20 protein-coding genes are annotated in these 23,610 nt (G+C 70.1%); 7 read left to right on the top strand and 13 right to left on the bottom strand.

All coding sequences use genetic code 11. The annotated features are described in order from the left end of the window. Positions 1-17: 17 nt before the first annotated feature. The 6 genes from N5079_RS33560 to N5079_RS33535 are packed head-to-tail and all read right to left on the bottom strand — an operon-like array spanning position 18 to position 6,482. Positions 18-752: a DUF6182 family protein gene (locus N5079_RS33560; protein ID WP_261588242.1), complete on the bottom strand. Its 735-nt coding sequence runs from the start codon at positions 750-752 to the stop codon at positions 18-20. Then, a complete protein-coding gene (locus tag N5079_RS33555) occupies positions 749-1,864 on the bottom strand; it encodes a hypothetical protein (RefSeq protein WP_261588241.1) in 1,116 nt (371 codons plus the stop codon). The genes N5079_RS33560 and N5079_RS33555 overlap by 4 nt, the downstream gene beginning before the upstream one ends. Continuing rightward, on the bottom strand, positions 1,861-3,312 hold the full coding sequence (locus tag N5079_RS33550; protein WP_261588240.1) for an NAD(P)/FAD-dependent oxidoreductase: 1,452 nt from the start codon (positions 3,310-3,312) through the stop codon (positions 1,861-1,863). Before N5079_RS33550 ends, N5079_RS33555 begins: the two co-directional genes overlap by 4 nt. Continuing rightward, on the bottom strand, positions 3,309-4,166 hold the full coding sequence (locus N5079_RS33545; protein WP_261588239.1) for a class I SAM-dependent methyltransferase: 858 nt from the start codon (positions 4,164-4,166) through the stop codon (positions 3,309-3,311). Before N5079_RS33545 ends, N5079_RS33550 begins: the two co-directional genes overlap by 4 nt. Positions 4,167-4,179: 13 nt before the next feature. After that, on the bottom strand, positions 4,180-5,865 hold the full coding sequence (locus tag N5079_RS33540; RefSeq protein WP_261588238.1) for a GH3 auxin-responsive promoter family protein: 1,686 nt from the start codon (positions 5,863-5,865) through the stop codon (positions 4,180-4,182). Then, entirely contained in the window at positions 5,862-6,482 is a 621-nt protein-coding gene (locus tag N5079_RS33535; RefSeq protein WP_261588237.1) for a hypothetical protein, read from the bottom strand. The genes N5079_RS33540 and N5079_RS33535 overlap by 4 nt, the downstream gene beginning before the upstream one ends. Positions 6,483-6,971: 489 nt before the next feature. Here N5079_RS33535 and N5079_RS33530 point away from each other — a divergent pair, with 489 nt between their 5' ends. The 4 genes from N5079_RS33530 (at position 6,972) to N5079_RS33515 (ending at position 11,322) form a co-directional block, all read left to right on the top strand. Continuing rightward, positions 6,972-7,916, top strand: a complete 945-nt coding sequence (locus N5079_RS33530; RefSeq protein WP_261588236.1) for an RNA polymerase sigma-70 factor — start codon at positions 6,972-6,974, stop codon at positions 7,914-7,916. A 93-nt stretch (positions 7,917-8,009) separates the two neighbouring features. Further along, on the top strand, positions 8,010-9,206 hold the full coding sequence (locus N5079_RS33525) for an NAD(P)/FAD-dependent oxidoreductase (protein ID WP_261588235.1): 1,197 nt from the start codon (positions 8,010-8,012) through the stop codon (positions 9,204-9,206). A 49-nt stretch (positions 9,207-9,255) separates the two neighbouring features. Further along, positions 9,256-9,672, top strand: a complete 417-nt coding sequence (locus N5079_RS33520; protein ID WP_261588234.1) for a hypothetical protein — start codon at positions 9,256-9,258, stop codon at positions 9,670-9,672. Between the two features lie 270 nt (positions 9,673-9,942). Further along, on the top strand, positions 9,943-11,322 hold the full coding sequence (locus tag N5079_RS33515; protein WP_315967904.1) for a pentapeptide repeat-containing protein: 1,380 nt from the start codon (positions 9,943-9,945) through the stop codon (positions 11,320-11,322). A 29-nt stretch (positions 11,323-11,351) separates the two neighbouring features. Here the strand turns inward: N5079_RS33515 and N5079_RS33510 are convergent, their stop codons facing one another. Together N5079_RS33510 and N5079_RS33505 are read right to left on the bottom strand one after the other, a co-directional pair. Continuing rightward, on the bottom strand, positions 11,352-12,128 hold the full coding sequence (locus N5079_RS33510) for a hypothetical protein (protein WP_261588232.1): 777 nt from the start codon (positions 12,126-12,128) through the stop codon (positions 11,352-11,354). Between the two features lie 9 nt (positions 12,129-12,137). Beyond that, the gene (locus tag N5079_RS33505; protein ID WP_261588231.1) at positions 12,138-14,009 is read right to left on the bottom strand and encodes a glycosyltransferase; all 1,872 of its coding nucleotides are present in this window, start codon (positions 14,007-14,009) and stop codon (positions 12,138-12,140) included. Positions 14,010-14,518: 509 nt separating this feature from the next. Between N5079_RS33505 and N5079_RS33500 the strand changes: the two genes are divergently transcribed. Then, positions 14,519-14,899 carry a YciI family protein gene (locus N5079_RS33500; protein WP_261588230.1) on the top strand — a complete coding sequence of 127 codons (381 nt, stop codon included), beginning with the start codon at positions 14,519-14,521 and terminating at the stop codon, positions 14,897-14,899. Beyond that, on the top strand, positions 14,899-16,113 hold the full coding sequence (locus tag N5079_RS33495) for an RNA polymerase sigma factor (protein WP_261588229.1): 1,215 nt from the start codon (positions 14,899-14,901) through the stop codon (positions 16,111-16,113). The genes N5079_RS33500 and N5079_RS33495 overlap by 1 nt, the downstream gene beginning before the upstream one ends. 253 nt (positions 16,114-16,366) lie before the next feature. On the opposite strand, the gene N5079_RS33490 is transcribed toward N5079_RS33495, so the two are convergent. From N5079_RS33490 to N5079_RS33470, 5 genes are all read right to left on the bottom strand, one after another. Next, a complete protein-coding gene (locus tag N5079_RS33490) occupies positions 16,367-16,756 on the bottom strand; it encodes a signal peptidase I (RefSeq protein WP_261588228.1) in 390 nt (129 codons plus the stop codon). Between the two features lie 17 nt (positions 16,757-16,773). Further along, positions 16,774-18,303: a carboxylesterase/lipase family protein gene (locus tag N5079_RS33485; RefSeq protein ID WP_261588227.1), complete on the bottom strand. Its 1,530-nt coding sequence runs from the start codon at positions 18,301-18,303 to the stop codon at positions 16,774-16,776. A 255-nt stretch (positions 18,304-18,558) separates the two neighbouring features. Then, the gene (locus N5079_RS33480; RefSeq protein WP_261588226.1) at positions 18,559-19,191 is read right to left on the bottom strand and encodes a hypothetical protein; all 633 of its coding nucleotides are present in this window, start codon (positions 19,189-19,191) and stop codon (positions 18,559-18,561) included. A gap of 264 nt (positions 19,192-19,455) precedes the next feature. Further along, positions 19,456-19,677 carry a helix-turn-helix domain-containing protein gene (locus N5079_RS33475; protein ID WP_046086987.1) on the bottom strand — a complete coding sequence of 74 codons (222 nt, stop codon included), beginning with the start codon at positions 19,675-19,677 and terminating at the stop codon, positions 19,456-19,458. After that, complete coding sequence (locus N5079_RS33470; protein WP_261588225.1) at positions 19,677-20,168, bottom strand: DUF2975 domain-containing protein; 492 nt, start codon at positions 20,166-20,168, stop codon at positions 19,677-19,679. Before N5079_RS33470 ends, N5079_RS33475 begins: the two co-directional genes overlap by 1 nt. Positions 20,169-20,494: 326 nt before the next feature. On the opposite strand from N5079_RS33470, the gene N5079_RS33465 reads away from it, so the two are divergent. Beyond that, positions 20,495-23,605 carry an ATP-binding protein gene (locus N5079_RS33465; RefSeq protein WP_261588224.1) on the top strand — a complete coding sequence of 1,037 codons (3,111 nt, stop codon included), beginning with the start codon at positions 20,495-20,497 and terminating at the stop codon, positions 23,603-23,605. Positions 23,606-23,610 lie beyond the last annotated feature (5 nt).

Here is a 23,610-nt window from a genome sequence, read left to right as displayed (position 1 = left end):
CCGTGCGTCCGCCCGATTCACCGCTGGGGCAGCGGCTCGGTCAGCGCCGCGTACGCCCGCAGCCTGTCGGGGTTGTCGTGGTCGATGTCGACGCGCAGGGCCTCGACCGGGGCTCGGAGACCGTTCAACCGGGGCACATGGCGCAACGTCAGCCGGTCACCGCCGTTGATCAGCCCGTCCTGCACGGCCTCGACAAGTAGATGGTTGAGCTGGATGAGGGTTTCGCCGACCGTGTGACCGGACACTGCGAGGTACAGGTCGCGGTGAAGGGCATGGCGCGCTGCCCTTCCGCCTGGCGTCGGCAATTCGACGACAGTCGGGGGCGCGGCGTCGACCGGCCGGTCGGCGACGAAGGTCTTCAGCAGCCGGCGAAGGGTCCGCGTAGCCGCGACGGGTGCCGGGCCGACCCACGCCACCGAACCGTCGGGCGCCACCCGGGTGAGGGCAAAGCGTTCGCGGAGGTTGCCGGGCTGCCCCGCGAGAAAGATCGTTCTGGTGAAGGAGCGACGCCAGGCACGGGCCGTCGCCTCGTCCAGGGAAAGCGCGAACAGGCAGGTCTCGCGGACCCATCCGGGCAGGTCGACGGAACGTATCACGGACACAACGGCCAGCTCGTCGGCTTCGTTCAGCGAGTTCCGGACGGCTGCCAAGCCGGCGGGAGAGGAGAGGTCGCATTCTGCCACCAGCTCCGGCCGTGACGTCAGCATCCGCCGCACCGCAGTGTCGAGCAGGAGCTCGGGAGTGAGGGTCACAGCAGCACCTCCGAGAGCAGTCCGGGGTCCGGTGCCGACCGGCGCCGGTCCAGCAGGGAGGACACCAGTCGGTAGGGGTCGATGTAGGAGTGGCCGCTTCGGCACCGGTCCAGCAGCGCCGTGCCGGTCCCGGCCGGGGCCGTGCGAGAGCGGTCCAGCAGCCGCTGAGCGCGAACCGTCCAGTGCACAAGCCGATCCAGCCGGAATGACTCCTGCTGCCCGCGCCCCAGCGAGGCCACGAAGTAGAGCCGCATGCCCAGCCGGAAGGACTCCGGGCTGCAGCGGCCGTCCATCACGCGGAGCAGGGCGCCGAAGGAGTGGTCGTGCCAGTCGCCGTGCCGGGCCGAAGTGACCCGTCCGTTGACGGGCACTCTGCTCACCGAGATACGCCGGACCGCTGGACCCCTGAGGCTCAGCAGCCGTGCCACCAACTGGTAGTCCCGCTCGAGACCGCTGTCGTAGAGCAGGACGACCTCGTCGTACTCGGGGGCGAGCGGCAGGAGTTCGCGCAGGGCGCAAGCCAGGTAATTGGGGCGCCCATCTGCCGTGACGATCTGACGCAGCGGCAACCCGTAGCGTGTGGCGTCCAGATAGACGGGGCCGCCATCGGCCCGCTGATCGAGCACCGCCCCTGCCGGCTTCAGCTGTTCGAGGGTTTCTTCCAGGCCGAGACCTGGCGGCTGGTGGACCTCGAGCCCCGGATCGTGCAGTCCAAGCAGCGCGTAGTGCCCGGTCCACAGCTGCAGCACCCGTGCGCCGGCGGGGTGGACCCAGCCTGTGTTCTCCACGGCATCGGCGTACGGCCGCAGCGCAGCCGCTGAGACTTTCGTCGCGCGGGCCCGATAAGCTACATACAGATCACCGATCTCCTCCTCGGACATCTGCGAGTAATCCACATCCCCGTGATGCTGATCCAGGTAGTACCAGAAACCGAGGGTCTGCTCGGTGGGGTGATATGTGGTCGGGCTGTACCGATAGGTCGTGTCCGCCACCAGCGCGGTCGCTCGATATAGCACGTCCGTCCAGAGCAAGCCCTTCAGGTGACTCGGTGTCAGCGGCTTGGACGGAGTCACCGTGACGGGGGCTACCAGTACCCGAGGGAGTGCGCTCATACTCCGGCTCCTTCTTCGGCGGCGGCGATGATCTGCAGGAGCTCCTTCCTGGTCGGGGGCGTAGGCATGTCCACGGGCCTGCCGGCGGCACTGCGAACTTTGAGAGCCCTGAGAACCCTGTCGCGAAAGCCCCGGTCGTCGAAGACCGCTTCCGGAGTGCTCATGCTCATCAGCACTCGCGTCAACCCCCGCCAAACCATGGGATCGTGGTGTGCCGCCGCGGCGATTTCCGTGAGAGTGGGACGTTCCGCGGGCAAGACGGGTAGGGCGACTGCTTCCGGTAAGCCGGCCGCAGAGCGCCACGAGCGAATGCGGGCCGCGCTGTCCCGCTCGGCCTGCTGGTACCAGGGGCGGAACAACTCCTCGGTGAGGCTGGTCACTCGCGCGTGCTGGGCGGCGTCGGGCACCGGGTGGGCGGCCAGCAGGTCCGCGAGTTGGAAGGCATGTGTCAGGGCGAGTGACATGCCGCGCCCATACAGGGGGTCGGTGATACAGGCGGCGTCACCGACAGGGTAGATCCCATGGGGCTGGCCGTCCTGTTCCTGGCCGGTGCGCAGGGTGTTGGGCGGTGAGGTGATCGCGCGGACTGCTGTCAGCGGTTCGGACACCCCCGACGCCAGCCAGGGGCCGATGCCAGGCGACAGCCGGGCCGCTGCGGTAAAGGCGCGGGCGCCGCGCAGAGGCGTGGTCGCCGGATCGCCGGTCAGAGTACCCAAGGAAACGGCGAACAGTCCCCGGCCGGCGGGGTGCAGCACCGCGGCGTAGTGGTCCCAGATGCCGCCGGCCGCGTTGCCTCGGTTGAGCGGTCCCGGCCGTGCGGAGGAATCGGTCAGCCGGTAGAAACGAGTGAAAATGCGGACGGCTGTCGGCCCAGTACGGATGCCGCCTGCCGCACCCGTCCATGTGCGGGAGAGCGCCCGGCGGCCGGTCGCGTCCAGGACGATCGCGGCGGGCACCAGTTCACCGGTGCCGGTGACCACCCCGGCCGGTCGCCGTCCGCGACCGTCCAGCCGCACTCCTCGGACGGCGGTGCCGTAGGAGAGCGTGATGCCGTCCCGAGCGGCGGCCGCCCGGTGCAGCACCTCATCGAGCACGATGCGACGGACGGCGAGGGCGGCCAGTTCGGCATCGGCCTTTTCCCGTGCGAAGACGCCGGGAGCCGAGGGAGCCGCCACGGTCAGGTCGAGAACCTCAGCTCCGGCCTCCAACGCGGACCCCAGCACGTCCGGCGCGCGCCTCCGCAGCAGGCACAGGCCCAGGGAGGTGAGAACGTGTGAGTGGCCGGTCTGCGGGGCGGAGGAACGGACCGGCCAGCCGGCCTTTCCCAGGGGCGCAGGAGCCGGTGCTCGCTCCAGTACACGGACTGTGAAGCCGTGACCGGCGAGAGCGAGCGCGGCGGCCAGCCCGCCCAGGCCGCCACCGATCACGGCGACGTCAGTGTCGTTCAACGCCGGTGCCCGTGAACGAAGAACACCCGCCGTACATCCGGCACCGACCGGTCGGGCACGGGATCCGGCCATCGGCCGAAATCCGCCTCCGGGTCGCCGGGTTGCACGGCCCGGACATCGAAGCCGAATTCGGCGAACAGCTGCTCAGGCGTGTCGCTGCCGAAGAGCCACGGGCAGCCCCAACCTGCGAATACGTCCAGCAACCCGCGCATGCTGGGGAGGGTCAGCGCCGCCGGGTTGACGAGGTCCGCGGCGATCAGGCTGCCGGGGCGGCTCAGCGCCGCGACCCGCGCCAGCATGCGGCGGGTGTCCTGCTCTGGAATGTAGTAGAGAAGGCCCTCCAGCAGCCAGACGGACGGTTCGTCCGGTGCGTAGCCGGCGGCGATCAGGCGTTCCTCCCAGTCGGGGGAGGTGAGGTCGGCCGCGACGGCGCGGTGCGCCACCCGCGGGGCGACGCCCCCCAGCCGCGCGTCCTTGAAGGCCAGGACGTTCGGCCGGTCGACCTCGAAGAACCGGGTGTTTCGCGGCCAGCCGAGGCGGTAGGCGCGGGAGTCCATCCCGGCCGGCGCCAGCACGACCTGCCGGACCGCCGGATTCCGGACGGCCTCCTGAAGGTAGTCGTCGAAAAAGCGGGTGCGGATGGCGTTGTAGTCGGGGGTGCTGGGCAAGCTCCTGGGCGCGTTCGGAGGGAAGGTCGCCGCCCGGATCTCGGCCAGCAGCCCGAGTCCGGCCTCGCCGGCCAACCGGGCGGCGTACGGGTCCTCGTACAACCGGTCTTCCCGGAGCGTCTCCGCCGCCCGGAGTGCGGCGGTCAGCAGCGCCGTACGTTCGACGGGGGTGAGAAGGTCGGTCAAGGCGACTCCTTCGTTAGGAGGGTTCGGATCGGAGCAGGCGTTTCCAGAGCGCCTCGTCCTGCCGGAACAGGCGGTCCTTGACCTGCGTCGGTCGCACGCCCTCCGCCACCACCCGCAGCCATTCATGCCGGAAGGCGTCCGGGGCCAGCAGACGCAGCCTGACGGGGCCCAGGCGCCCGTCGGCCCGGACCCGCCGGTAGTCGGGGGACTCCCCGGCCAAGGTGGCGTCCAGCAGCGTGCGCACGCGTGCGGACTCGTCGGCGTGCCATGGCGTTCGGGGGGAGATCGCGAAGGTGTAGGCAAGACCTTCGCCCGGCACGTCCTCGACACGGCAGGCGGCGTTGTGCAACTGGAGACCGGTGGCGTCGAGCGCCGCCCGCAGGGCGCGGATGACCTGGGCCTCGCGCAGCCGTTCGCCGGCCGCGTCGGAGCGGTTGGCGCGTCCGGCGTACTCCATCCTCGGGAGGCCCCCGACCCGGTCCACGACCCTTACCACGTCGCCCACCGCGTACCGGTAGAGTCCGCCGACGTGGCTGAAGACCACGTGGTAGTCGCGGCCCGGTTCGATCTCCTCGGGCAGGAGTGTCGGGGTGTCCGGGGCCAGATCGACGCCCGCTTCGACGAACTCGTAGAGCGCGGCCGAGGCGACCAGGCTGCCGGCCGTGGCATGACGGTCCAGCGGTACGGCCACCGGCCCCTCGGACGCCGCGGTCGGGGCAGGGAGAGCGGTGACGCCGGCGCCGAACTCCTCCCGCAACACGGGAAGGTAGAGCGAGGCCATCCCCGTCGTCCAGCAGAACAGCGCCCTCATCCGCGGCCACACCAGCGACGGACGCACCGCGCCGTGGTAATCGGCCAGCGCCTCCAGATGGGCGGCCCGGTCGGGATCGGGAGCGACACAAGGCACCCCGCCGAGCGTGCCGTCGCGGACCTCCTTCACGATCCGGGACCACCACAGGTTGAGTTGGTAGGGGAGCGCCGTGATCATCGCCGGGTTGATGCCGATCACGCATCGCACGTCGCTCTGTACGGCGAGCCGCAGGCGTAGGTATGTCTTCTCCAGATGATCGCCGGGAGGGACATCGGAGGGGAGCGTCGCCCATGGGGCCGCTGTCCCCGGCTCGGCCGACAACGGTTCACCGAACTTCTGGCCGAAGTCGACCTGGCTGGCACCTACATGAGGCTTTCCTCCCGCCGTGGTCGGCGGGGCCGTCAGCGGGTCGTGCTTGAGGTTGAGCACGGCATCCGGCCGGGCCAGCACGTCGGGGAAGTGCTGGATCAGCGGAGCCCAGGCCGCGTAGTAGAAGGGAAGGAAAGTCGTACGCATGAAGCGCCGGGTGACTGGGATCTTCTTGTGCTCCCCGGTGCTCCCGCTGCTCGTGAAGTACACCACCGGGTCGTCGGCGGACAGCACGCCGGATTCGCCCGCCGCCGCCCGCTCAATCCACGGCGCGAGTGCCGCGTAGTCGTTGATCGGGACCGCGCGGCGGTACTCGTCGATCGTCCGGATCCGGTCGAACCCGTGCTGCCGGCCGTACTCGGTGCCGGCGTTGAACCGCAGGAGGTCCGCCAGCACCTCTCGCTGACGGCCGGCCAGGTCCGCGCCCTCCGCGGCCAGTCGAGCGCGCTCGGAGAAGACCCGCTCGCGGTAGCGATCCTCGTGTCCAGGGGTGCCCCAGCCCCCGCTGCCGGCGGTCACCACGCGAGCGCCCGGAGTACGGCATCGGCCGTGCGCGCCTGTTCCTCTACGAACGTGACCGGCAATCGTTCCACCTCTTCCAACATGAGTTTGCGGAGGTTCCTCTGGTACAGCTCGAAGCCGGCCCGCTCGGGTGCGGGCCCGTAGTACTCCATCGGGTTGAGGGACCTGCCGGAATGGCTGCGGCGCCATGCGGACTCCGGCGTGACATCGAGATAGATGACCCGGTCGGGCTGCGGGAAGGAGCGCCACCAGTCGTACATTGGGGTGCCCTCGATACCGGCGAGGCGGCACTTCGCCAGGATCTTGTAGTAGTAGGAGTCCACTACTACCGGCCCGGCCTGGCCGGCGGCCATGGCTTGGTCCCGCAGGTACACCACGGCGGTCTGCAGCAGGGAAGCCAGGAATTCCGGAGAGTACGTGTGGCCGAGGCCCGGCAGCACCTCGTCTACGACACTGTGGCGCAGCCGCGCGATGAGAGCATGTTCGCTCGGGACGAGGTCCGCATCCGTGGACACCAGGCGAACGGAGGGCAACCGACGGGCGATCTCCCTCATTACAGTCGTCTTCCCGGCGCCGTCCGGGCCGAGCAGGACGAAGAACCCAGCGTCACGCATTCGCCGACACCTCCGGAACAGCGCAGGTCCAACCGAAGCCCGCGCCCACGCCAACCAGCGGCACACGCTCGCCCGCCGACAGACACCCGGTCTCCAATGGCCGGTACAGCTCCGCGAAGCGGTCGCCGGCGCCGAGGTGTCTGGCGTCGACCCCGTACTCCGGCTCGACCCCTTAGCCAGTGAAATCAGTGCGCATCCGTCTCTTACAGGAAGATTGTCTGGAGGAGGGTCGACGAGTCATCCTGCTGAGTGCGCAACCGCGGCCCGCGGCCGATGTCACAGGGTCCAGCGCCGGTTCGAAGCTCGAGTTCCGCTTCGGTGTGGGTGACATGCCGAAGTCCGGCTCGATCCGGTGACCTACAGGGTGGCCCCCTAGCGCGCTGGCGGCCTGGCGGTCCCGGGCGGCGGTGGAGGCGCCCTCGCACATGCGTAGGCTCCCGCGCGAGCTGGCGGCGGCCGATTCGCGCCGCGCGGCACTAGCATCGGGCCATGCCCTTGACCGCGAACGACGTCGACCGGTTCGAGGCCTCCAGGCCGCGCCTGGAGGCCATCGCCTACCGCCTCCTCGGCTCCGCCGGGGAGGCCGAGGACGCCGTGCAGGAGACATTCCTGCGCTGGCAGGCCGCCGACGTCGACCGCATCGATGTCCCCGAAGCCTGGCTGGCGAAGGTCCTCACCAACCTGTGCCTCAACCAGCTCACCTCCGCGCGGGCGCGCCGCGAGACCTACGTGGGCCAATGGCTTCCCGAGCCGCTGCTCGCCGGGGACCCGATGCTCGGCCCGGCCGACACCGCCGAGCAGCGCGAATCGGTTTCGTACGCGGTCCTCACCCTTATGGAGCGCCTCTCTCCCAAGGAACGGGCGGTGTACGTGCTGCGGGAGGCCTTCGACTACCCGCACCGGGAGATCGCCGAGATCCTCGAAATCACCGAGGCCGCCAGCCAGCAGATCTTCCACCGCGCCAGGAAGCACGTCGCGGACGGCAAGGCCCGCACCGAGATCGACGAGGCCGCCGCCCGGCGGATCGTCGAGGAGTTCCTGGCGGCCGCGACCAGCGGCCAGATCGAGCCGCTCGTGCGCCTGCTCACCGAGGACGCCATCTCGATCGGCGACGGCGGCGGGAAGGTCCCGGCCCGCGCCAAGGCGTTCGAGGGTGCCGTCGCGGTGGCGAAGTTCCTGAGGGGCCTGTTCAAACCCGGCGAGGCCAAGCGTGCGATTGTCGGGGGCGCGCCCCAGGTCTACGCCTGGACCGCCAACGGCGACCCCGCCGTCGTGGCCGTCGTGGACGGCCGGGTCATCGGCGTCATGTGCCTGGAGGTCACCGCCGAGGGCATCGCCGCGTTCCGCAACCAGGTCAACCCCGACAAGCTCGAACGCGCGACCGCGCACTGGGCGGCCACCGACCACGGGGAGCCCCTGTTCAAGGCCTTCTAACCGCCATGTGAGGTGCTTCACATCGCGTTCCTGTCAGGAAACGGCGTGCCGCCCGGTTCAAGTGGCGAACCCGCGCAAGACAGGAGCAAGGAAATGCGGCACCGCATCATCGTCCTCGGAGCCGGATACACCGGAGCCATCGCCGCCGGCCGCCTCGCCAAGCGGCTCCGCCGCGAGGACGTCGCCATCACCCTCGTCAACGCCGAGCCCGACTTCGTCGAACGCGTCCGCATGCACCAGCTGGCGGCCGGCCAGGACCTCAAGCCCCGGCCACTCAGCGAGATGTTCGCGGGCACCGGCGTCGAACTGAGGCTCGCGAAGGTCACCGGCGTCGACGTCGACCGCAAGACCGTCGCCGTCATCGACGCGAACGGCGCCGAAGAACTCGCCTACGACACGCTCGTCTACGCCCTCGGCAGCGGCTGGAACGCCCAAGGCGTCCCCGGGACCGCCGAGCACGCCTATGAGATCGCCAGCCGCCCCGGAGCACTCCGGCTGCGCGAGCGCCTGGCCCGCCTCGACGCCGGGCAGACCGTGGTCGTCGTCGGCGGCGGCCTCACCGGCCTGGAGGCCGCGACCGAGATCGCTGAGGCCCACCCGGACCTTGACGTCGCACTCGCCGCCCGCGGCGGCCTCGGCGACTGGCTCTCGCCTAAGGGCCGCGAGCACCTGCGGACGGTCTTCGGTGAGCTCGGGATCACCGTGCACGAGCACGTCGCCGTCACCGGCGTCGAAGCCGACCGCGTCGCCACCGCCGACGGCAAGGCCATCCCGGCCGCGGTCACCGTGTGGACCACCGGCTTCGCGGTCCACCCGATAGCGAAGGCGACCGCCCTGGAGGTCACCGGCACCGGCCAGATCGTGGTCGACGCGACCATGCGCTCGGTCTCGCACCCGGACGTGTACGCCGTCGGCGACGCGGCCAGGGTGATGGGCCCCGGGGACAAGCCGCTGCGGATGTCGTGCGCCTCGGGGGTTCCGACCGCGTGGCAGGCCGCCGACGCGATCGGGGCGCGCCTGACCGGCGGGAAGCTCCCGAACGCGCCGATCCGCTACTTCAACCAGTGCATCTCACTGGGCCGCAAGGAGGGCTTGATCCAGTACGTCACCGCCGACGACCGCGCCGTGCAGGCGGTCCTGACCGGACGGCTCGCCGCCGTCTACAAGGAGCTGGTCTGCAAGGGCGCCGCCTGGGGCGTCGCCAACCCGACGCTCGGGCTGCCGACCCGGCGCCGCCGCGTCACGCGGGAGCGGGCCGCGGCGGGCTCGGCCGTCAAGGCGCCGGCGTAGACCACGAAGCGAAGCGGGCCCCTCGATGCGAGGGAGAAAGGGTCGGCCTTTGCTCACCGATATCGAGGCTTACTATGCGGACCTGCTCGAGCGCGCCGATCTCTTTGGCGAACTGTGTGTGACATGGTGCCGGGCGGCCTCGGCCGACCTGGTGATCCACGCGCTCGACGTCGACGTGTTCGATGTCACCGTGGGCGGACTGCAGGACCTCATATATGCGTCGTACGAGGACCTGATGGAGGGCACGCTGCCGAGGTTCATGCTGTTGGCCGAGGAACCGCCCTGGTTCTTCACGGTGGAGTACGGCAGTGACCGGGCTTTTGAGGCGCTTGAGCGACTCTCCTCCGAGACCGCGGAAACCACCAGGTCCCCGACCCATAGGGCCGTGCGGAACACCGGGGCCCCGCAACCACAGGGCCCCACCCCGCGCCGCCGCGCCACCCCGGCGCGGCGGTTCACCGTGTGATCGAGGTCGTCAACGTGGGCGTGTGCAGGCAGGCGCCGGTCGGCGCATGGGTGGAGACCCCATCGATTCGACGATCCCGGGTGCACGGCGGTTCGTTCAGAGCCGGTTTCATCCGTTTATCATCTTGGTGGCACAGCTCACCCTTTCTTTGTTACAGCTTCATTCCCAGGAGCCGGAGGACGGTTGACCGCACAGTCGAATGAGCGCCGTAAGCGAGTGAGCTGGCCCGAACGTTGGGCTTCCGAGCAGCAGCCATGGCGAAGAGAACCAATGGTGCCCGCCAGGCGGAGGCACCAACTGGCCGCCCGGCATGCGGAGGAAAACGGCTCCTGTGCCTACGATCTCGCACGCCTGCGATTGACCCGGGCGGACATCGAGTGGCTCATCGCCTGCCACCGGGACATGCCGTGCGGCACGCGGTTACGACTTGTGAATGCGCTGATGTCAGGGCTGGACATGTCGAACCTGCCGATGGAGGGCGCCGACCTGAGAGGGGCCCGGCTGGAGCACGCGAACCTGCAACGGATCGTGCTCCGCAAGGCCGACCTGCGTGGTGCCTACCTCACTGGGTCCGAGTGTCAGGAGGCGGTGTTCGAGGAAGCGAACATGGAGGGCATCCACCTCGAGGACGCGGGCTTGATGTGGGCTCGGATGGAGCGTGCCCGGCTGGCTCACGCGCACCTCGAGCGTGCGAGCCTTCCCGAGGCGCATCTGGAGGGCGCCGACCTCTTGGAGGCCCACCTGGCGGACGCCTATATGGGTGCGGTCTACCTGTCGGGGGCGAATCTGCTGGGTGCGGACCTGCGGCGCAGCCGGCTGCTGTGGGGCCGCCTGGACGGCACGCGGCTCGTGGGGACGAACATCGCGGGAGGTGCGCTCTGGCGAGCCCAGATGAGGGGCGCGAACCTCGCGGGAGCCGATCTGGAGGGCGCCGACCTGACCGAGGCCCATCTCGAAGGTGCGGACCTGGCTGAGGCGCGCCTTCGAGGCGCGAACCTGACCCGTGTATACCTGGACAGCACGACCAACCTTGAAAGCATCTCCGCCGGCGGGGAGAACGGCGGCATCACGGTTGCCGACGCCTACTGGAACAACGTCAACCTGGCGGCCTTCGACTGGTCCGTAATCAAGGTCTTGGGAGACGAGGACCGTGCGCGGGAAGCCGACAGGGGAGAAGGGCCGATGACGCCTCCCGTGGCGTACTCCACCGCGGCTCGGGCAAGCCGTCAGGTCGCCCAGGAGTTGCGGGCCCGAGGTATGGACGACGAGGCGCACCGTTTCGCCTACCGCGCCCAGGTGCTCCAGCGGCTGTCCTTCCGGCGGCAAGGCCTCTCCAAGCTGCCGAGCTACCTTTTCTCGTCAATGCTGGCGGTCCTGGCGGGATACGGCTACCGCCCCGGCCGGAGTTTCGTCGCTTATGCCCTAGTCGTGACGGTTTTCATGCTGGTGTACCACAGTCTCGGGCCGGGCCTCACCTTGCTGGAGTCGATGGTCATCAGCGTCACGGCCTTTCACGGCCGGGGGTTCTTCCCCGGCACGTTCTCGCCCGGAGATCCACTCGCGCTCGTCGCCGCGGCCCAGGCCATTATCGGCCTGGTCATCGAACTGGTGCTCCTGGCCACGGTCAGCCAGCGCCTGTTCGGCAAATAAGCCCCACCGCCTCCGCGTGGCGCTGGCCGTCAACGCGGACCTCGCACGGTGAGATGCGCGATCGCCGGGTCGGGCTGCCAGCTGTCCGGCCGGTGGCGAGGACGCCACTCCTCAGTCCACAAGCCGATCACTTCATAGGCGTCGGTCGCGACCCTGGGCGCGGCGCGCATGATCATGGCGCCCCATGGAACGACACCGCAGAACCCCCTGAAGTGGCAGATGTCGGATGCTCCGAACTTCACGGGTCGCCCCTCCGCGCTGAGGTTTCCGATGAAGGTGCCGAGGTGTAGGTAGTCGATACCCCGCCATTGCCCGGCCCCGAGCCAACTGCCGCTGCTCAGCATGCAACGAATGCCGGCACCTGGAGTGCCGTCACGGTTGCGTACCAGATATTCGGAGAAGCCGCCGCCCACGCGGGTCAGCGGAGGGAAAGGGCTGCGGTAATCGAGGATCACGCTGCCGTCGATGAGATTCCATTCCTCACGCCGATCGCCCTCTACCCTCACATGTCGCGGCATATCCCGATCATGGGTAGACACGGTGAACGTCAGACGTTCTGGCGTGTGGGCGCCGTCGTCGAGTTCGGCTGAGTGACCAACCAGGCCGGCTCCGGGGATCCCGGTGACGAAGGCCTCCCCGAAGTGCCGGGAGGTGCCATGGTCCTCGCCGTACCAGACGAACGCCACCCCAGGATCACCCGGTTGGTTGAGGAGGTTCGCGTACTTCACGCACCGGATCCCGAGAGGGGTGCCGTCGTCGGCGGAGTTGGCGCGATAACTGGCGACGTACGGCCCGGCAACGAACACGCAGCCTCCCTAGGAGTCGTGGTTTTCCAGGAATCGCATCGACTCGCTGGCTTCGAACTTGGTGAGCCACAGATGGGCGAGCTTGAGAGCCAGGTCAACGCCCTGCGGCTCCAGCAGGTCGCCGTGCTTACGCATCAGATACTGGAGCAACTCGACGCGCGCCGCGTTGCTGTAGCGAAACACCATAGAGCCGGAGTGGCGCCGGTAGAGAAAGAGCGCTTCGGGGATGATGTCGCCGAGCAGCCCGGCTTTGTGCATCCGGATCTGCAGGTCCCAGTCCTCGTACGCGGGCATCTCCTCGTCGTAGCCGCCCACTTGGTCGAAAACCGATCGGCGATAGAGACTTGTGCACCTGGCGTCGGTATGAAGGAACGGCATGAGACTCGCCACGTTTCCCAGTGGAGCGAAGACGCCCTCGAACAGACCGAAGTTCCTGGAGTAGCAGGAGACGTACGACAAGGCGGCGTCGTGGAGCAGCGCGTGCAGAGCCTTGCCCAGGAAGGAGTCGCTGACCAGATCATCGGCGTCGAGAGGCGCCACGAACTCACCGGTCGACGCGAGGACCCCGGCGTTGCGCGCTCCCGCCAGGCCCTTGTTCTCCTGGCGGACTTTCACGACTCCGCTCAGCTCGTCGAAGACCCGCCTGGTGCGATCGTCCGTCGAGCCGTCGTCCACCACCACGATCTCGACCTCGGCGTCATCGCGCCGGCCGGCGCGTGCGGCTGCCACCGCCTCCTGTACAAACGCGCCCTGGTTATAGAGCGGGATGACGAATGAGACACTGTGCCGCTTCGGCGCGCGGCGAGCGCGGGAGGGCGGCTTGCACAAGGCCCGGTACAGGCGCTCCGCAGCCTGCGCCACCGCCGTCGGGTGGCACCGGTTCAGGGTGTCCCGCCGGACCGCGCGAGACCGCGCCTCCAGTTCCTCTGGCCGATCCGACCACGCCTGTACGGCATTCGCAAGGGCCTCAGGTGAGGTGTACGAAACGGCGAGCACATGCGGGTGCGTCGACGTGCCACCACCAATGATCACCGCCCCACGCGCCGCTGCCGCGTCGAGGATCTCAGGAGGGGCCAGCGACAGATCGGGGACGAGCAGGATGGCGGGCCTCGCCAGCACTTCGTCGAGATCACCGGTGTCCTTCAGAATCGTCACAGGCGAGCGCAGCGAGGCGGCGTAGGACCTTCCGAAGGGATCGGTCGGAGTGTCATGACCGGCCACTTCCACGGTGAACGAGGCAAGGCGGCCGGTGGCGTCAAGAAAGGCCTCGACCCCGCTCGTCCTGCTCAGCTCACCGAGAAAGACGACCCTGCGGACAGGATCGGTGATTTCGGCCCTGGCTGGCGTCTCGGTGATGAGAGGCGTCGGCCACACACCCCATACGCGGCCCCGATCCCCCTCCCCGGCAGGGAGCGAGATCGCATCGCAGTGGCGCAGAACGTAACCCTCGGCGAACTTCCGGACGTCGTCATGGAAGCTCACTGGCGGCGCGGTGGCCGACGTCGCCGTCACCCTTGCGACGACCGGCGGCCCCTGGTGGCCGAGAAGCCGCCTCATCCGCACCGCCGTGAAGGCCTCGCCGCCAACCACTGGAGCCTCGATCACGTCGACCGACTCATCCAGGCTCGCGAGAGTCTGGCTGACGCGGTCCGCGTACTCGTGTCCCGGGCTCAGGTACCACCAATCCGGCTTGCTCGGCACTGGAGGAAGGACCCGGACACCGGCGCCGGTGAGCGACGCCAGCCGGGTGGCGGGGGTCTCGGTGATGACGATGACCTCATGGCCGGCACCGGCCATCAGAGTGGCCATCGCGCGGACGTAGGAAGAAGCGCTATCAGTTGGCTCGGGCCGGATGGTGCGAAGAGCGTAGGCGAGACGCACAAGACCATAGCCTGCATCAGTGGTTTACCCCCGGCAAGGGTCTTGTCGTGAGCCTCGGGCGAGTAGGAGCGGCGGTCAGGCCGAGTCGCTGCGTGTGCCGTACGGCGACTCCAACTGCCTCAACCGGCACGCAGGCCCCCCGCCCTCCGCTTTCGGCACGAGCGCTGATCGCGGCAAGAGAGTGCGCCGCGGGCGAAACGCCGCTGAAGATTCCCATCGTCCTCTCTTCAGCCAGGTAGCGAAAGAAGTCACTAAGCGCATACCGAATGGTTTCCCAGATCCGTGTGAGCGTCGCCGCCTTCCAAAGCTGCGACGATAAGCTTTCTGATCAGCAGGGCGTCCGCGTCAGCCATCGCTCAGGGCCAGGTCTGACGGGCGAAACGCGGCTCGGACGGATTCGGCTGCGGCGCGGCGAGAGATTTCTCCGAGGCCGTGTCGATCCGCGGGCCGCTCGTTCGACGTGTGGGTGCGAGGGCCGAGAGGCGGCCCCGCCGGATGAGGAGAACGCGATGCCGAAGTACCTGCTGATCATGCGGGGCACCGATGAGTCGAACGCCGCCATGATGGCCTCGATCGAGGAGGGGATTGCCAGGACCCGCCTCTTCATCGAGGAGATGATGAAGGCCGGCGTTCTCCTCGGGGCCGAAGGGCTGGACGATCCGGGCCAGGGCGCCGTGGTCGACTTCAGCGGCGAGGCCCCGGTGGTCACGGACGGGCCGTACGGAGAGACCAAGGAACTGTTCGGGGGCTTCTTCCTGCTCGATGTCGCCTCGAAGCAGGAGGCGGTCGAGTGGGCCAAGCGGGTCCCGGCGGCCCCCGGGTCCAAGATAGAGATCCGGCGGGTGCCCGGGGAGGACGAGGTCCCGCAGGACAGCACCGTCCAGCGCTGATGGGTACGGCCGACGTCGAGGCCGTCTGGCGGATCGAGTCGGCGCGGATCGTCGCCGCGCTGACCCGGTTCACCGGCGATTTCGGGCTGGCCGAGGACGCGGCCCAGGAGGCCGTGGCCGAGGCGCTGGTGTCGTGGCCGCTCGCCTCTCCGGCCAATCCGGCCGGCTGGCTGATGGCCACGGCCCGGCGGCGGGCGATCGACGCGATCCGCCGCCGGACCGCCCTGCAGGACCGATACGCCCTGCTGGCGACTGACCCGGCGGTCGACGAGGAAATCGACCCCGACAGGATCGACGACGACGTCCTGGCGCTGATGTTCGTCAGCTGCCACCCGGTGCTCTCCCCTGAGGCCCGGGTGGCGCTGACCCTGCGCGTGGTCGGCGGCCTGTCCAGCGAGGAGATCGCCCGCGCGTTTCTCGTACCCGTGCCGACCGTGCAGGCCCGCATCACGCGGGCCAAGAAGACGATCGCGGCGGCCGGGGTGCCGTTCGAGCTGCCGCCGGCCGGTGAGCGCCGGGAACGGCTGGGCGGCGTGCTCAGCGTCCTCTACGTGATCTTCACCGAGGGATCGACGGCCACGTCGGGCGACCGGCTACTGCGCCCCGACGTCGCATACGAGGCGATCCGGCTGACCCGCACGCTGGCCGCGCTGCAGCCGGACGAGCCGGAGGTGCACGGCCTGCTCGCGCTGTGCGAGCTGACGGCCGCGCGCTTCCCGGCCCGGACCGGCCCGGACGGTTCGCCGATCCTGCTCGAGGACCAGGACCGGCGGCGGTGGGACTTCTCGGCGACCCGCCGTGGGCTGGCCGCGCTGGCCAAGGCGTCGACTCGCGGCCTCGGCCCCTACGGCCTGCAGGCCGCGATCGCCGCCACCCACGCGTCGGCGCCCTCGGTCGAGGCGACCGACTGGGACCGGATCGTGGTGCTCTACGAGGTGCTCGGCCGGGTCGCGCCCTCGCCGGTGGTCGAGCTCAACCGGGCCGTCGCCGTGGCCATGGCCTCGGGGCCGGCGCAAGCCCTGGCCATCGTGGACGAGCTGATCGCCTTGGACCGGCTCCCCGGTTCGCATCTGGTGCCGACCGTACGCGGGGAGCTGCTGGCCCGTCTCGGCCGGCGACCGGAAGCGCGCGCCGAGCTGGAGCTGGCGGCCCGGCTGTGCGCCAACCAGCGCGAACGCTCAGTGCTGCTGCGCAAGGCGGCCGCGCTGGGCTGACTTTCTCCAGCTCGGCAGGCCGGGACTCAAGCGCGGCCCGGATGCCGTCGATCGCATCGGCCCCGACGGCCAGGCGCGGCGGCGGCTCAGTCATGCCGGCGATCGCGGCGATCGCGACGACCGCGACGATCGCGACGGCCGAATCCCGAACGCGGACGGCGGGAGCGCGGAGAACCCGGTGAAAACTCGCCCATGGCCGGCGCGTAGACCTCGTCGGGCGCGACGACGTGGGTGGTGCTGGCGAACTTCGCGGTTAACCATGCAGCCGTGCCCGATCCTCCTGTGCCACTGCGTATCCGGGCACGGACGGCCACCGAACCGTTAAGACCACCGACTCTTCCTCTGCGAGCCAGGAGTGGTCGACTCCGCGCCCCCACACGACGTAGTCACCCTGCTGTTCCAGGAGAACACTGCGGCCGGGGAGTTCAACGCGGAAGCGACCGCTGATGAGCACCAGGAGAGCCGTTCGTTCCTCGCCCCTTACCCACTGCGTCCGCTCGTCACCACGCGGGTGGACGCCCCATTTGATCTCTACAGCCTCGCTGTGGCGGAGATCATCAGCGTTCTTGAAATGCCCGAGGAGCCATCCCCTGTCCAGCGCCGCATCCTTGCCTGCGTTGCCTACATACACTCTGTCGTTCACGCACCCGGACGCTACATTTACCGCGCGAGCAGCGGGAGCGCCGGGAAGGTGTGGTCCTGCCACAGCAGCCGCGAGGTCTCTTCCGGGTAGGTGGTGACCATCGACGGCGTGTCGAAGAGCTGTGCGAGGCGGTGGTCGGCGTCGTACGGAGGCCAGCCCGGGTCGCCGTGAGCGGCGAACGCCGTCCACGCCCTGCGGATCTGCGCGGACAGCTCCTCCGCCACAGGGGAGGGCGGGTCGCCGATCAGCATGGCGGGCTGTCCGCTGCTCAGGTTGCCGAAGACGAGCGGCACGTCCAGGCCGTGGCAGGCGCCGAGGCCACCGCCCAATCCCGGGGCGGACCAGGTCAGTTCGTAGAGGTGGGCCTGGCCGCCGCCGGCGATCTGCGCGTCGGCGAGGTGGAGGCTCGGCATGCGGAACAACCAGTCCGCGTTGACCAGTTCGTATAGCTCCTCATCGGCCGCGGCCGGGAATGCCTCCCGGTACCGGCGTGCACCGTCCGGGTCGGGGGCGAGCAGGTGCAGAGCGGTCTCGGTCTGCTCGTGCGTGACCTGGCCGAGCACACCGTCGATCAGGCTGAACAACCGGTGCTCGTCACGAGTGTGCCCGACGAGAAGTCCGACGTCCCGGGCGGCGCCGTCAGCCAGCGCCTGCCAAGGGGTCGCCGGCAGGACGTCACCGTCGACAACCGGTGCGAACGGGATCGGCCGGTGTGTGATCTGCCCCCAGCGCTCCCGCCACTGGACCGTCTTGGCGAAGATCGCGTCGCCCGCGGCGGGCAGCCGGGCCGGGGCCACCGCCGACAGGCCGGACACCGTGGGCCGTACCCCCAGCTCGGCGGCGCAGGCGGCGGCGATGTCGGCGGCCAGCTCGGGGGAGAAGAACGTCCCCGGCACGCTCTGCGCGACCGCCCGGCGGAAGAGCCCGGCGGCGCGCGGCATGGCGAGCAGCGCGGCGACCGATCCGCCGCCGGCCGACTGCCCGAGGACCGTGACCCGGTCCGGGTCGCCGCCGAACATCCGGATGCTGTCCCGCACCCACTGCAAGGCCGCGACCTGGTCGAGCAGTCCCCGGTTGGCCGGGGCTCCGCCGATCTGCGCGAAACCCTCAATACCGAGACGGTAGTTGAGGGTCACGACTACGGCTCCGCTCCCGGCCAGGTGCCCTGCGTCGTATTCCGGGAGGCTGGAGTTGCCCATGGCGTAACCGCCACCGGGGATCCACACCATCACCGGGAGCCCTGCCGCCGGATCCGGTTCCGGTGTCCAGACGTTGAGCGTCAACCAGTCGTCGCCGGCGGTGTCCTGGGACACCCCGAGCACGCCGGACTGCGGGGGCGGCGGGCCGTACGCGACCGCCGGGCGCACACCGTCCCAGCTGCGCACCGGTTGCGGCGCGGCGAAACGGAGGGCGCCGACCGGCGGCTCGGCGAACGGGATGCCGCGGAAGACCGCCAGACCCGCCTCCCGGCTGCCGCGCAGGACGCCGGCCGCCGTGCGGACTTCCGGTTCGGACTCGGACGGCTTGCTGGATGCGGTGACGGCCACTTTGCGGTTTCCTCCGTTCCTGCTCGGCCGAGCATCTCAGCGCGCGCCATCTGCGGGCAAACCATTTAGGGGGCCCCGCTCTGCTGGACGCGTTCGTGGTCCACCGAGCCCGGCCACCCAGCGGCGGCTGCTCGGCCTGGTCTTGGGGGCACCGGCGATGTGCTCGTTGGTCTACCTGAAACCGGCTCCCGACTGGCCTTCGGCAGCGCTGCGAACGCGGCCGCGTGCCCCGAATTCTGGTCAGCAGGTTCTGAATCAGCGCCGTCCGGTGCGCCACAGCTCCACGCCGAGCCAGACGCCGCCGACCGCCATTAGCGCGCCATGCGCGATCCGGAGCTCGGCCGTACCGAAGAACTGCGGGATGAACAGCGCGAATCCGGCGGCCAGCGGAACCGCGCTCCACCGCTGGAGCACACCGGAACGCCAGACGGCCACGGCGGCGAGGACGGCGCCCACCCCGAGCAGCAGCAGTCCGGCGGCGAACGTGCTGATCGCCACGGAGCCGTACCGGAACTCGTCGACCAGCGCGAGCAGCGAGGCGTCCTGGTTCCGGACCGCGCGCGCCGCGATCACGTTGAGCCCGAAGTCCTCGGCGCCGTAGTACGGGAGGGTCAACCCGGCGCCCAGCCAGGTCACCACAACGGCGGGCAGCGTGAGCCGCCGGTCCAGGACCAGGTGCAGGGCAAGCAGGCCGAGTGCGGCCAGGATGAATCCGATCATCGCGAACAGGTGCGACGCCACCCAGGATGAGGACGCCATGCCCCGCAGGCCGTCCATCGTCGTCTCGTCGGCCCATGGCCGGACCAGCGGATAGAGGAGGAAAAGGACTCCGGCCGCCACGAGGGAACCGGCTCCGAGGCGTGCGCGGGACGAACTGAGCGTCGACATGGGGCTCCGATCCGTTTTGGAAACGCCGCTATGTTTCGAGAGCAATGCTCTCGTATAAGAGCAATAAGCGTCAAGGGAAGCGGTGTTCCATGAGTCGCACGGGTGCGACTGACCCCGCCGGGCACACTTCAGCCGGGCCGCGGGGCCGGTGACCAGCATCGGTAGTAGGACAGCGAGCGGGTGATCGGCGATCCACGTCCATGCGGTCCACGTACCGTTACGGGCCGGTGGTGCCAGGCGTTTTCACGCCCACCCTGGGGCACGTCATCCGCCCGCGGCGTCCTCGGCCTCCCAGCGCAGCAGGTCGCCCGGCTGGCACTTGAGCACCTCGCAGAGCGCCGCGAGCGTCGCGAAGCGCACCGCCTTGGCGCGGCCGTTCTTGAGTACCGCCAGGTTGGCGGGCGTGATCCCTACGCGGTCCGCGAGGTCGCCCACGGACATCTTCCGCCTGGCCAGCATCACGTCGATGTCGACGACGATCGGCATCAGATCACCTCGTCCAACTCGGCCTGCATCTGCGCCGCTTCGACGTCGCGCGCGACGGCCTGGGCGAGCAGCGTCCGCAGCACGAGCACGATGAGCGCGACCCCCAGGATGGCCAGGCCAACCCCGCCCATGATGACGGTGACGCCCGGGTCGGCCCGCTGGCCCGGCGCATTGAGGGCCGTGACCGTGAACCACAGGAGGGCAGCCGCCACGATCGCGCCGATCACGGCGTCCACGTACCGGAAGGCGGCGTGGGAGAACACGGTTCCGCGTCGCACCATCGTCACCAGCCGCCATACGCTGACCAGGGCGACCTGGACCGACACCATGCCCAGGATCGTGATCACGCGCAACGGGGTCAGCGGAAGCGACCCGTCCTCCGGGTCGCTCCCGCCGATCAACACCCACACCATCCCTGCCTGTACGAACACGGTGCCGGCGAGCACCACCACGAGCACGGCGCGCAGCGCACGCACTGCCAGCTTTCCCATAACACACCCTTCCATCGAATTGCGATGTAAATCTATCGAATCTCGATAGGCGAATCAAGGGCTGGCGCGGAGGGCGGGCGGTGGTTTCGCACCGTGGCGGGACGCAGTCGCCCCCTCCCATGACATGGCGTTCGCGCCAACCGTCTTGATCTTGTCGAAGTCGGCCTCGCTTGAGCACAAATCGGACGCCCACCGGCAGCGCATCCGCTTCAAGCTCCAGAGTTCCGGCCGGCACGGGCGTGCCCGTTGCGTGCCCGACCGGTTGGTGATCAACAGGGTTACAGGCGGGAACGGGCGGGTGGCTTGGCGGAGCCTAGACTTAGGCCATGCCGATCGACCTGAGTCTGCTCGACGGTGTGCGGTGGCGGGGGCAGCCGGTGGTCGGTGAGAGGGCTCAGGCGCTGCTCGCAGCCCTCGCGCTCGCCTGCCGCACCGTGAACGCGGACCGGCTCGTCGCGGAGGTGTGGGGGGACGACGAGCCGGCCAATCCGGCGAAGGCGCTGCAGGTCCTGGTGTCCCGGACCAGGTCGGTCGTGGGGGCGGAGGCGCTGGCCACGGAAGTGGGCGGCTACCGGCTCGAGGTTCCGCCCGACCGGGTCGACGCCGGTCGGCTGCACGGTCTGGCGGGCCTGGCGCGGGTGCTGCTCGTCGAGGATCCGGCCGCGGCGGCCGCGGCGGCGGAGGAGGCTCTCACGCTGGGCGCCGGAGCGCTGCCCCCCGAGGGCGGCGGCCCGCTGGCCGAGGTGCGCCGTCGCGCGGAACGCGATCTGGCGTCCGCGCGGGTCGTGCTCGCCCGGGCCCGGAGCCGGAGCGGCGACCACGGCCCCGCCCTGCCCGAGCTCGAGGAGGCTGTGCGCGTCCCCCCGGGGGACGAGGGGCTGCTCGCCGACCTCCTGCGCAGCGAGGCGGCGGTGCGCGGGACGGGCGCCGCGCTGGACCGCTTCGAGCGCTACCGGTCGGACCTGCGTGAACGGATCGGCGCCGACGTCGGCCCGGAGCTGCGGCGGGTCCACCAGGAGCTGCTGGCGCTCGACAGTCCCGTACGTACCGGCGTGCGGTTCGACACGACCCCGCTGCTCGGCCGCGACGACGACCTCCGACGGGTGCGGTTGCTGCTCGCCACGTCCCGGGTGGTCTCGATCCTCGGCCCGGGCGGGCTCGGCAAGACCCGGCTCGCCCATGCCGTAGCCCGCGAGGCCCCGCAGCCGGTGGTGCACTTCGTCGAGCTGGTCGGCGTGACCGCGGCCGAGGACCTGGTCGGCGAGGTCGGGTCGGCGCTCGGCGTCCGCGACTCGGTGACCGGACGTCGCACGCTTACCCCGCAGCAGCGCGCCGACGTCCGCGCCCGGATCGCCCAGCAGCTCGGCCTGGCCCCGACGCTGCTGGTGCTCGACAACTGCGAGCATCTGGTGGAGGCGGTCGCCGACCTGGTCGCCTATCTGGCCGCGACCACGCGGGAGCTGCGCATCCTCAGCACGACTCGCTCGCCGCTCGCGATCGCCGCCGAACGTGTCTACCCGCTGCCCCAGCTGGGAACCGGCGACGCGGTCGAGCTGTTCCGCGACCGCGCGACCGCGGCCCGGCCCGGCGTACGCCTCGACGGGGAGGAGGTGCGCGCCGTCGTGGCCCGCCTGGACGGCCTTCCGCTCGCGATTGAACTGGCTGCCGCGAAGGTTAGGGTGATGTCACCGGTCGAGATCGCCCGCCGGCTGGACGACAGGTTCGCGCTGCTGCGCGGCGGCGATCGGAGCGCCCCCTCACGGCACCAGACGCTGCTGGCGGTGATCGACTGGTCCTGGAACCTTCTCGGCGAGCGGGAACGCCGGGCCCTGCGCCGCCTCTCGGCCTTCCCGGACGGCTTCGCCCTCGACGCGGCGGAGGAGGTGCTCGGCGGCGACGCTCTCGGCGACATTGAAGAGCTCGTGGAGCAGTCCCTGCTCACCGTCATGGAGACGGCCGACGGCGTCCGGTACCGCATGCTCGAGACGGTGCGTGAGTTCGGCCGGGTACGGCTGGACTCGGCCGGCGAGACCGCCGAGGCGCGAGCCGCCGTGCGCGCGTGGGCCGTCGGTTACGCCGACCGGCACGGTGTCCGGCTGTACTCGCCGGAGCAGGTCGACGCGATGGACCGGCTGCGTTCGGAGGAGACGAACCTCGCCGACATCCTGCGCGAGGCCCTCGCCGACCCCGACCCGGAAGCGGTGGTGGTGCTGTTCTCCACTCTGGGCGGCTACTGGATGATCTGCGGAGACCATCCGCGCGGCATCGTCCTCACCCCGGCCGTCGCCGCCGCGCTGACCGGCTGGACGCCGCCGCCCCGGCTCCTCGACCGGACCCGGGTGGCCCTGAGCATGGCGCTGTTCAACACCGTCATCGTCTCCTCCGAAGAGATCGGGGGGCTGGCACGGATGCTGTCCGCGCTGGGCGCCGCCTCGGCGAACCCGGGCGTCCGGGCGCTGGTGACCGTGCTGCTCACCGTGGTGTCGGACCCCGAGAACGGCTTCGACACGCTGATCGCCGATCCCGACCCCATGATCCGCCAGATCGCGCTGCACTGGCTGAGCCACGGCCGGGAGAACGCCGGCGACCCGCCCGGCGCGATCGAAGCTGCCCTGGCCGCCCTCCAGTTCGTCGATGACGACGGCGGTCCCTGGCGCCGGGCGGTGTTGCACACCCAGCTGGCCGGCCTGTACGCGCACCTCGGTGAGTCCGCGTCGGCCTCCAGACATGCCACCGAGGCGCTCCCGGTGCTCGAACGCCTCGGGGCGGTGGATGACGCCATCCAGATCCGCGCCGCCCTCGCCATGGCGGCGCTCACTGAGGGGCGCCGCGACGAGGCCGCACGAATGATCGACGACCTGGAGGAGCTCGCTTCCCAGGGCACCTACGGCGAGGTCCTGTCGGTCGCCACCGGCAGAGCCCAGCTGGCCCTCGTCGACGGCGACATCTCCGAGGGACTGCGGCGGCACCGCGAGACCGCCGAGTTGCTCCGGAACCTGCACGTCCCGGGCGCGCCGGACGGTTTCACACCGTGGGCCCTCCTGGGCGAGGTCATCGCGATCTCGGCGTTCGCGCAGTACGGCGAGGGCGACGACGGCGTGGACCTCTTCGAGTCGCTGCGGACCAAGGTGCTGATCATGTTCGACCCGGACCACACGTTCAGGGACTACCCGCTGATGGGGATGGTGCTCGCCGGACTCGGCATCTGGGGCCTGCTTAAGGGAGCGCTGCCCGCCGAGGAGGGGGTCCGGCTGCTCGTGCTCGCCGACCGGTTCGCCTACAACCGGTTCACCCCGACGATGCAGTGGTCGGTGCTGTCCGCGCACGCCGAACGGATCGCCCCTGGCGTCATATCCCGGATCGAGGCCGGATACGGCGAACGCCGCGGCCTCGACCTGCTGGCCGAGGCCCGCACCGTCCTGGAGCGGGTGGTCTGACACCG

The sequence above is a fragment of the Planotetraspora sp. A-T 1434 genome (genome assembly GCF_025420585.1).
Classification (GTDB): domain Bacteria; phylum Actinomycetota; class Actinomycetes; order Streptosporangiales; family Streptosporangiaceae; genus JAOEGB01.
Note: the sequence above shows the minus strand (reverse complement) of the source record. Positions and strands in the feature narration are given on the sequence as shown.

Excerpts from the sequence above, each read along its gene's own strand:
- N5079_RS33515 (WP_315967904.1), top strand. The coding sequence starts at position 9,943 with ATGGTGCCCGCCAGGCGGAGGCACCAACTGGCCGCCCGGCATGCGGAG.
- N5079_RS33475 (WP_046086987.1), bottom strand. The coding sequence starts at position 19,677 with ATGCCGATCGTCGTCGACATCGACGTGATGCTGGCCAGGCGGAAGATG.
- N5079_RS33480 (WP_261588226.1), bottom strand. The coding sequence starts at position 19,191 with ATGTCGACGCTCAGTTCGTCCCGCGCACGCCTCGGAGCCGGTTCCCTC.
- N5079_RS33470 (WP_261588225.1), bottom strand. The coding sequence starts at position 20,168 with ATGGGAAAGCTGGCAGTGCGTGCGCTGCGCGCCGTGCTCGTGGTGGTG.
- N5079_RS33500 (WP_261588230.1), top strand. The coding sequence starts at position 14,519 with ATGCCGAAGTACCTGCTGATCATGCGGGGCACCGATGAGTCGAACGCC.
- N5079_RS33495 (WP_261588229.1), top strand. The coding sequence starts at position 14,899 with ATGGGTACGGCCGACGTCGAGGCCGTCTGGCGGATCGAGTCGGCGCGG.
- N5079_RS33530 (WP_261588236.1), top strand. The coding sequence starts at position 6,972 with ATGCCCTTGACCGCGAACGACGTCGACCGGTTCGAGGCCTCCAGGCCG.
- N5079_RS33465 (WP_261588224.1), top strand. The coding sequence starts at position 20,495 with ATGCCGATCGACCTGAGTCTGCTCGACGGTGTGCGGTGGCGGGGGCAG.
- N5079_RS33525 (WP_261588235.1), top strand. The coding sequence starts at position 8,010 with ATGCGGCACCGCATCATCGTCCTCGGAGCCGGATACACCGGAGCCATC.
- N5079_RS33555 (WP_261588241.1), bottom strand. The coding sequence starts at position 1,864 with ATGAGCGCACTCCCTCGGGTACTGGTAGCCCCCGTCACGGTGACTCCG.
- N5079_RS33535 (WP_261588237.1), bottom strand. The coding sequence starts at position 6,482 with ATGCGTGACGCTGGGTTCTTCGTCCTGCTCGGCCCGGACGGCGCCGGG.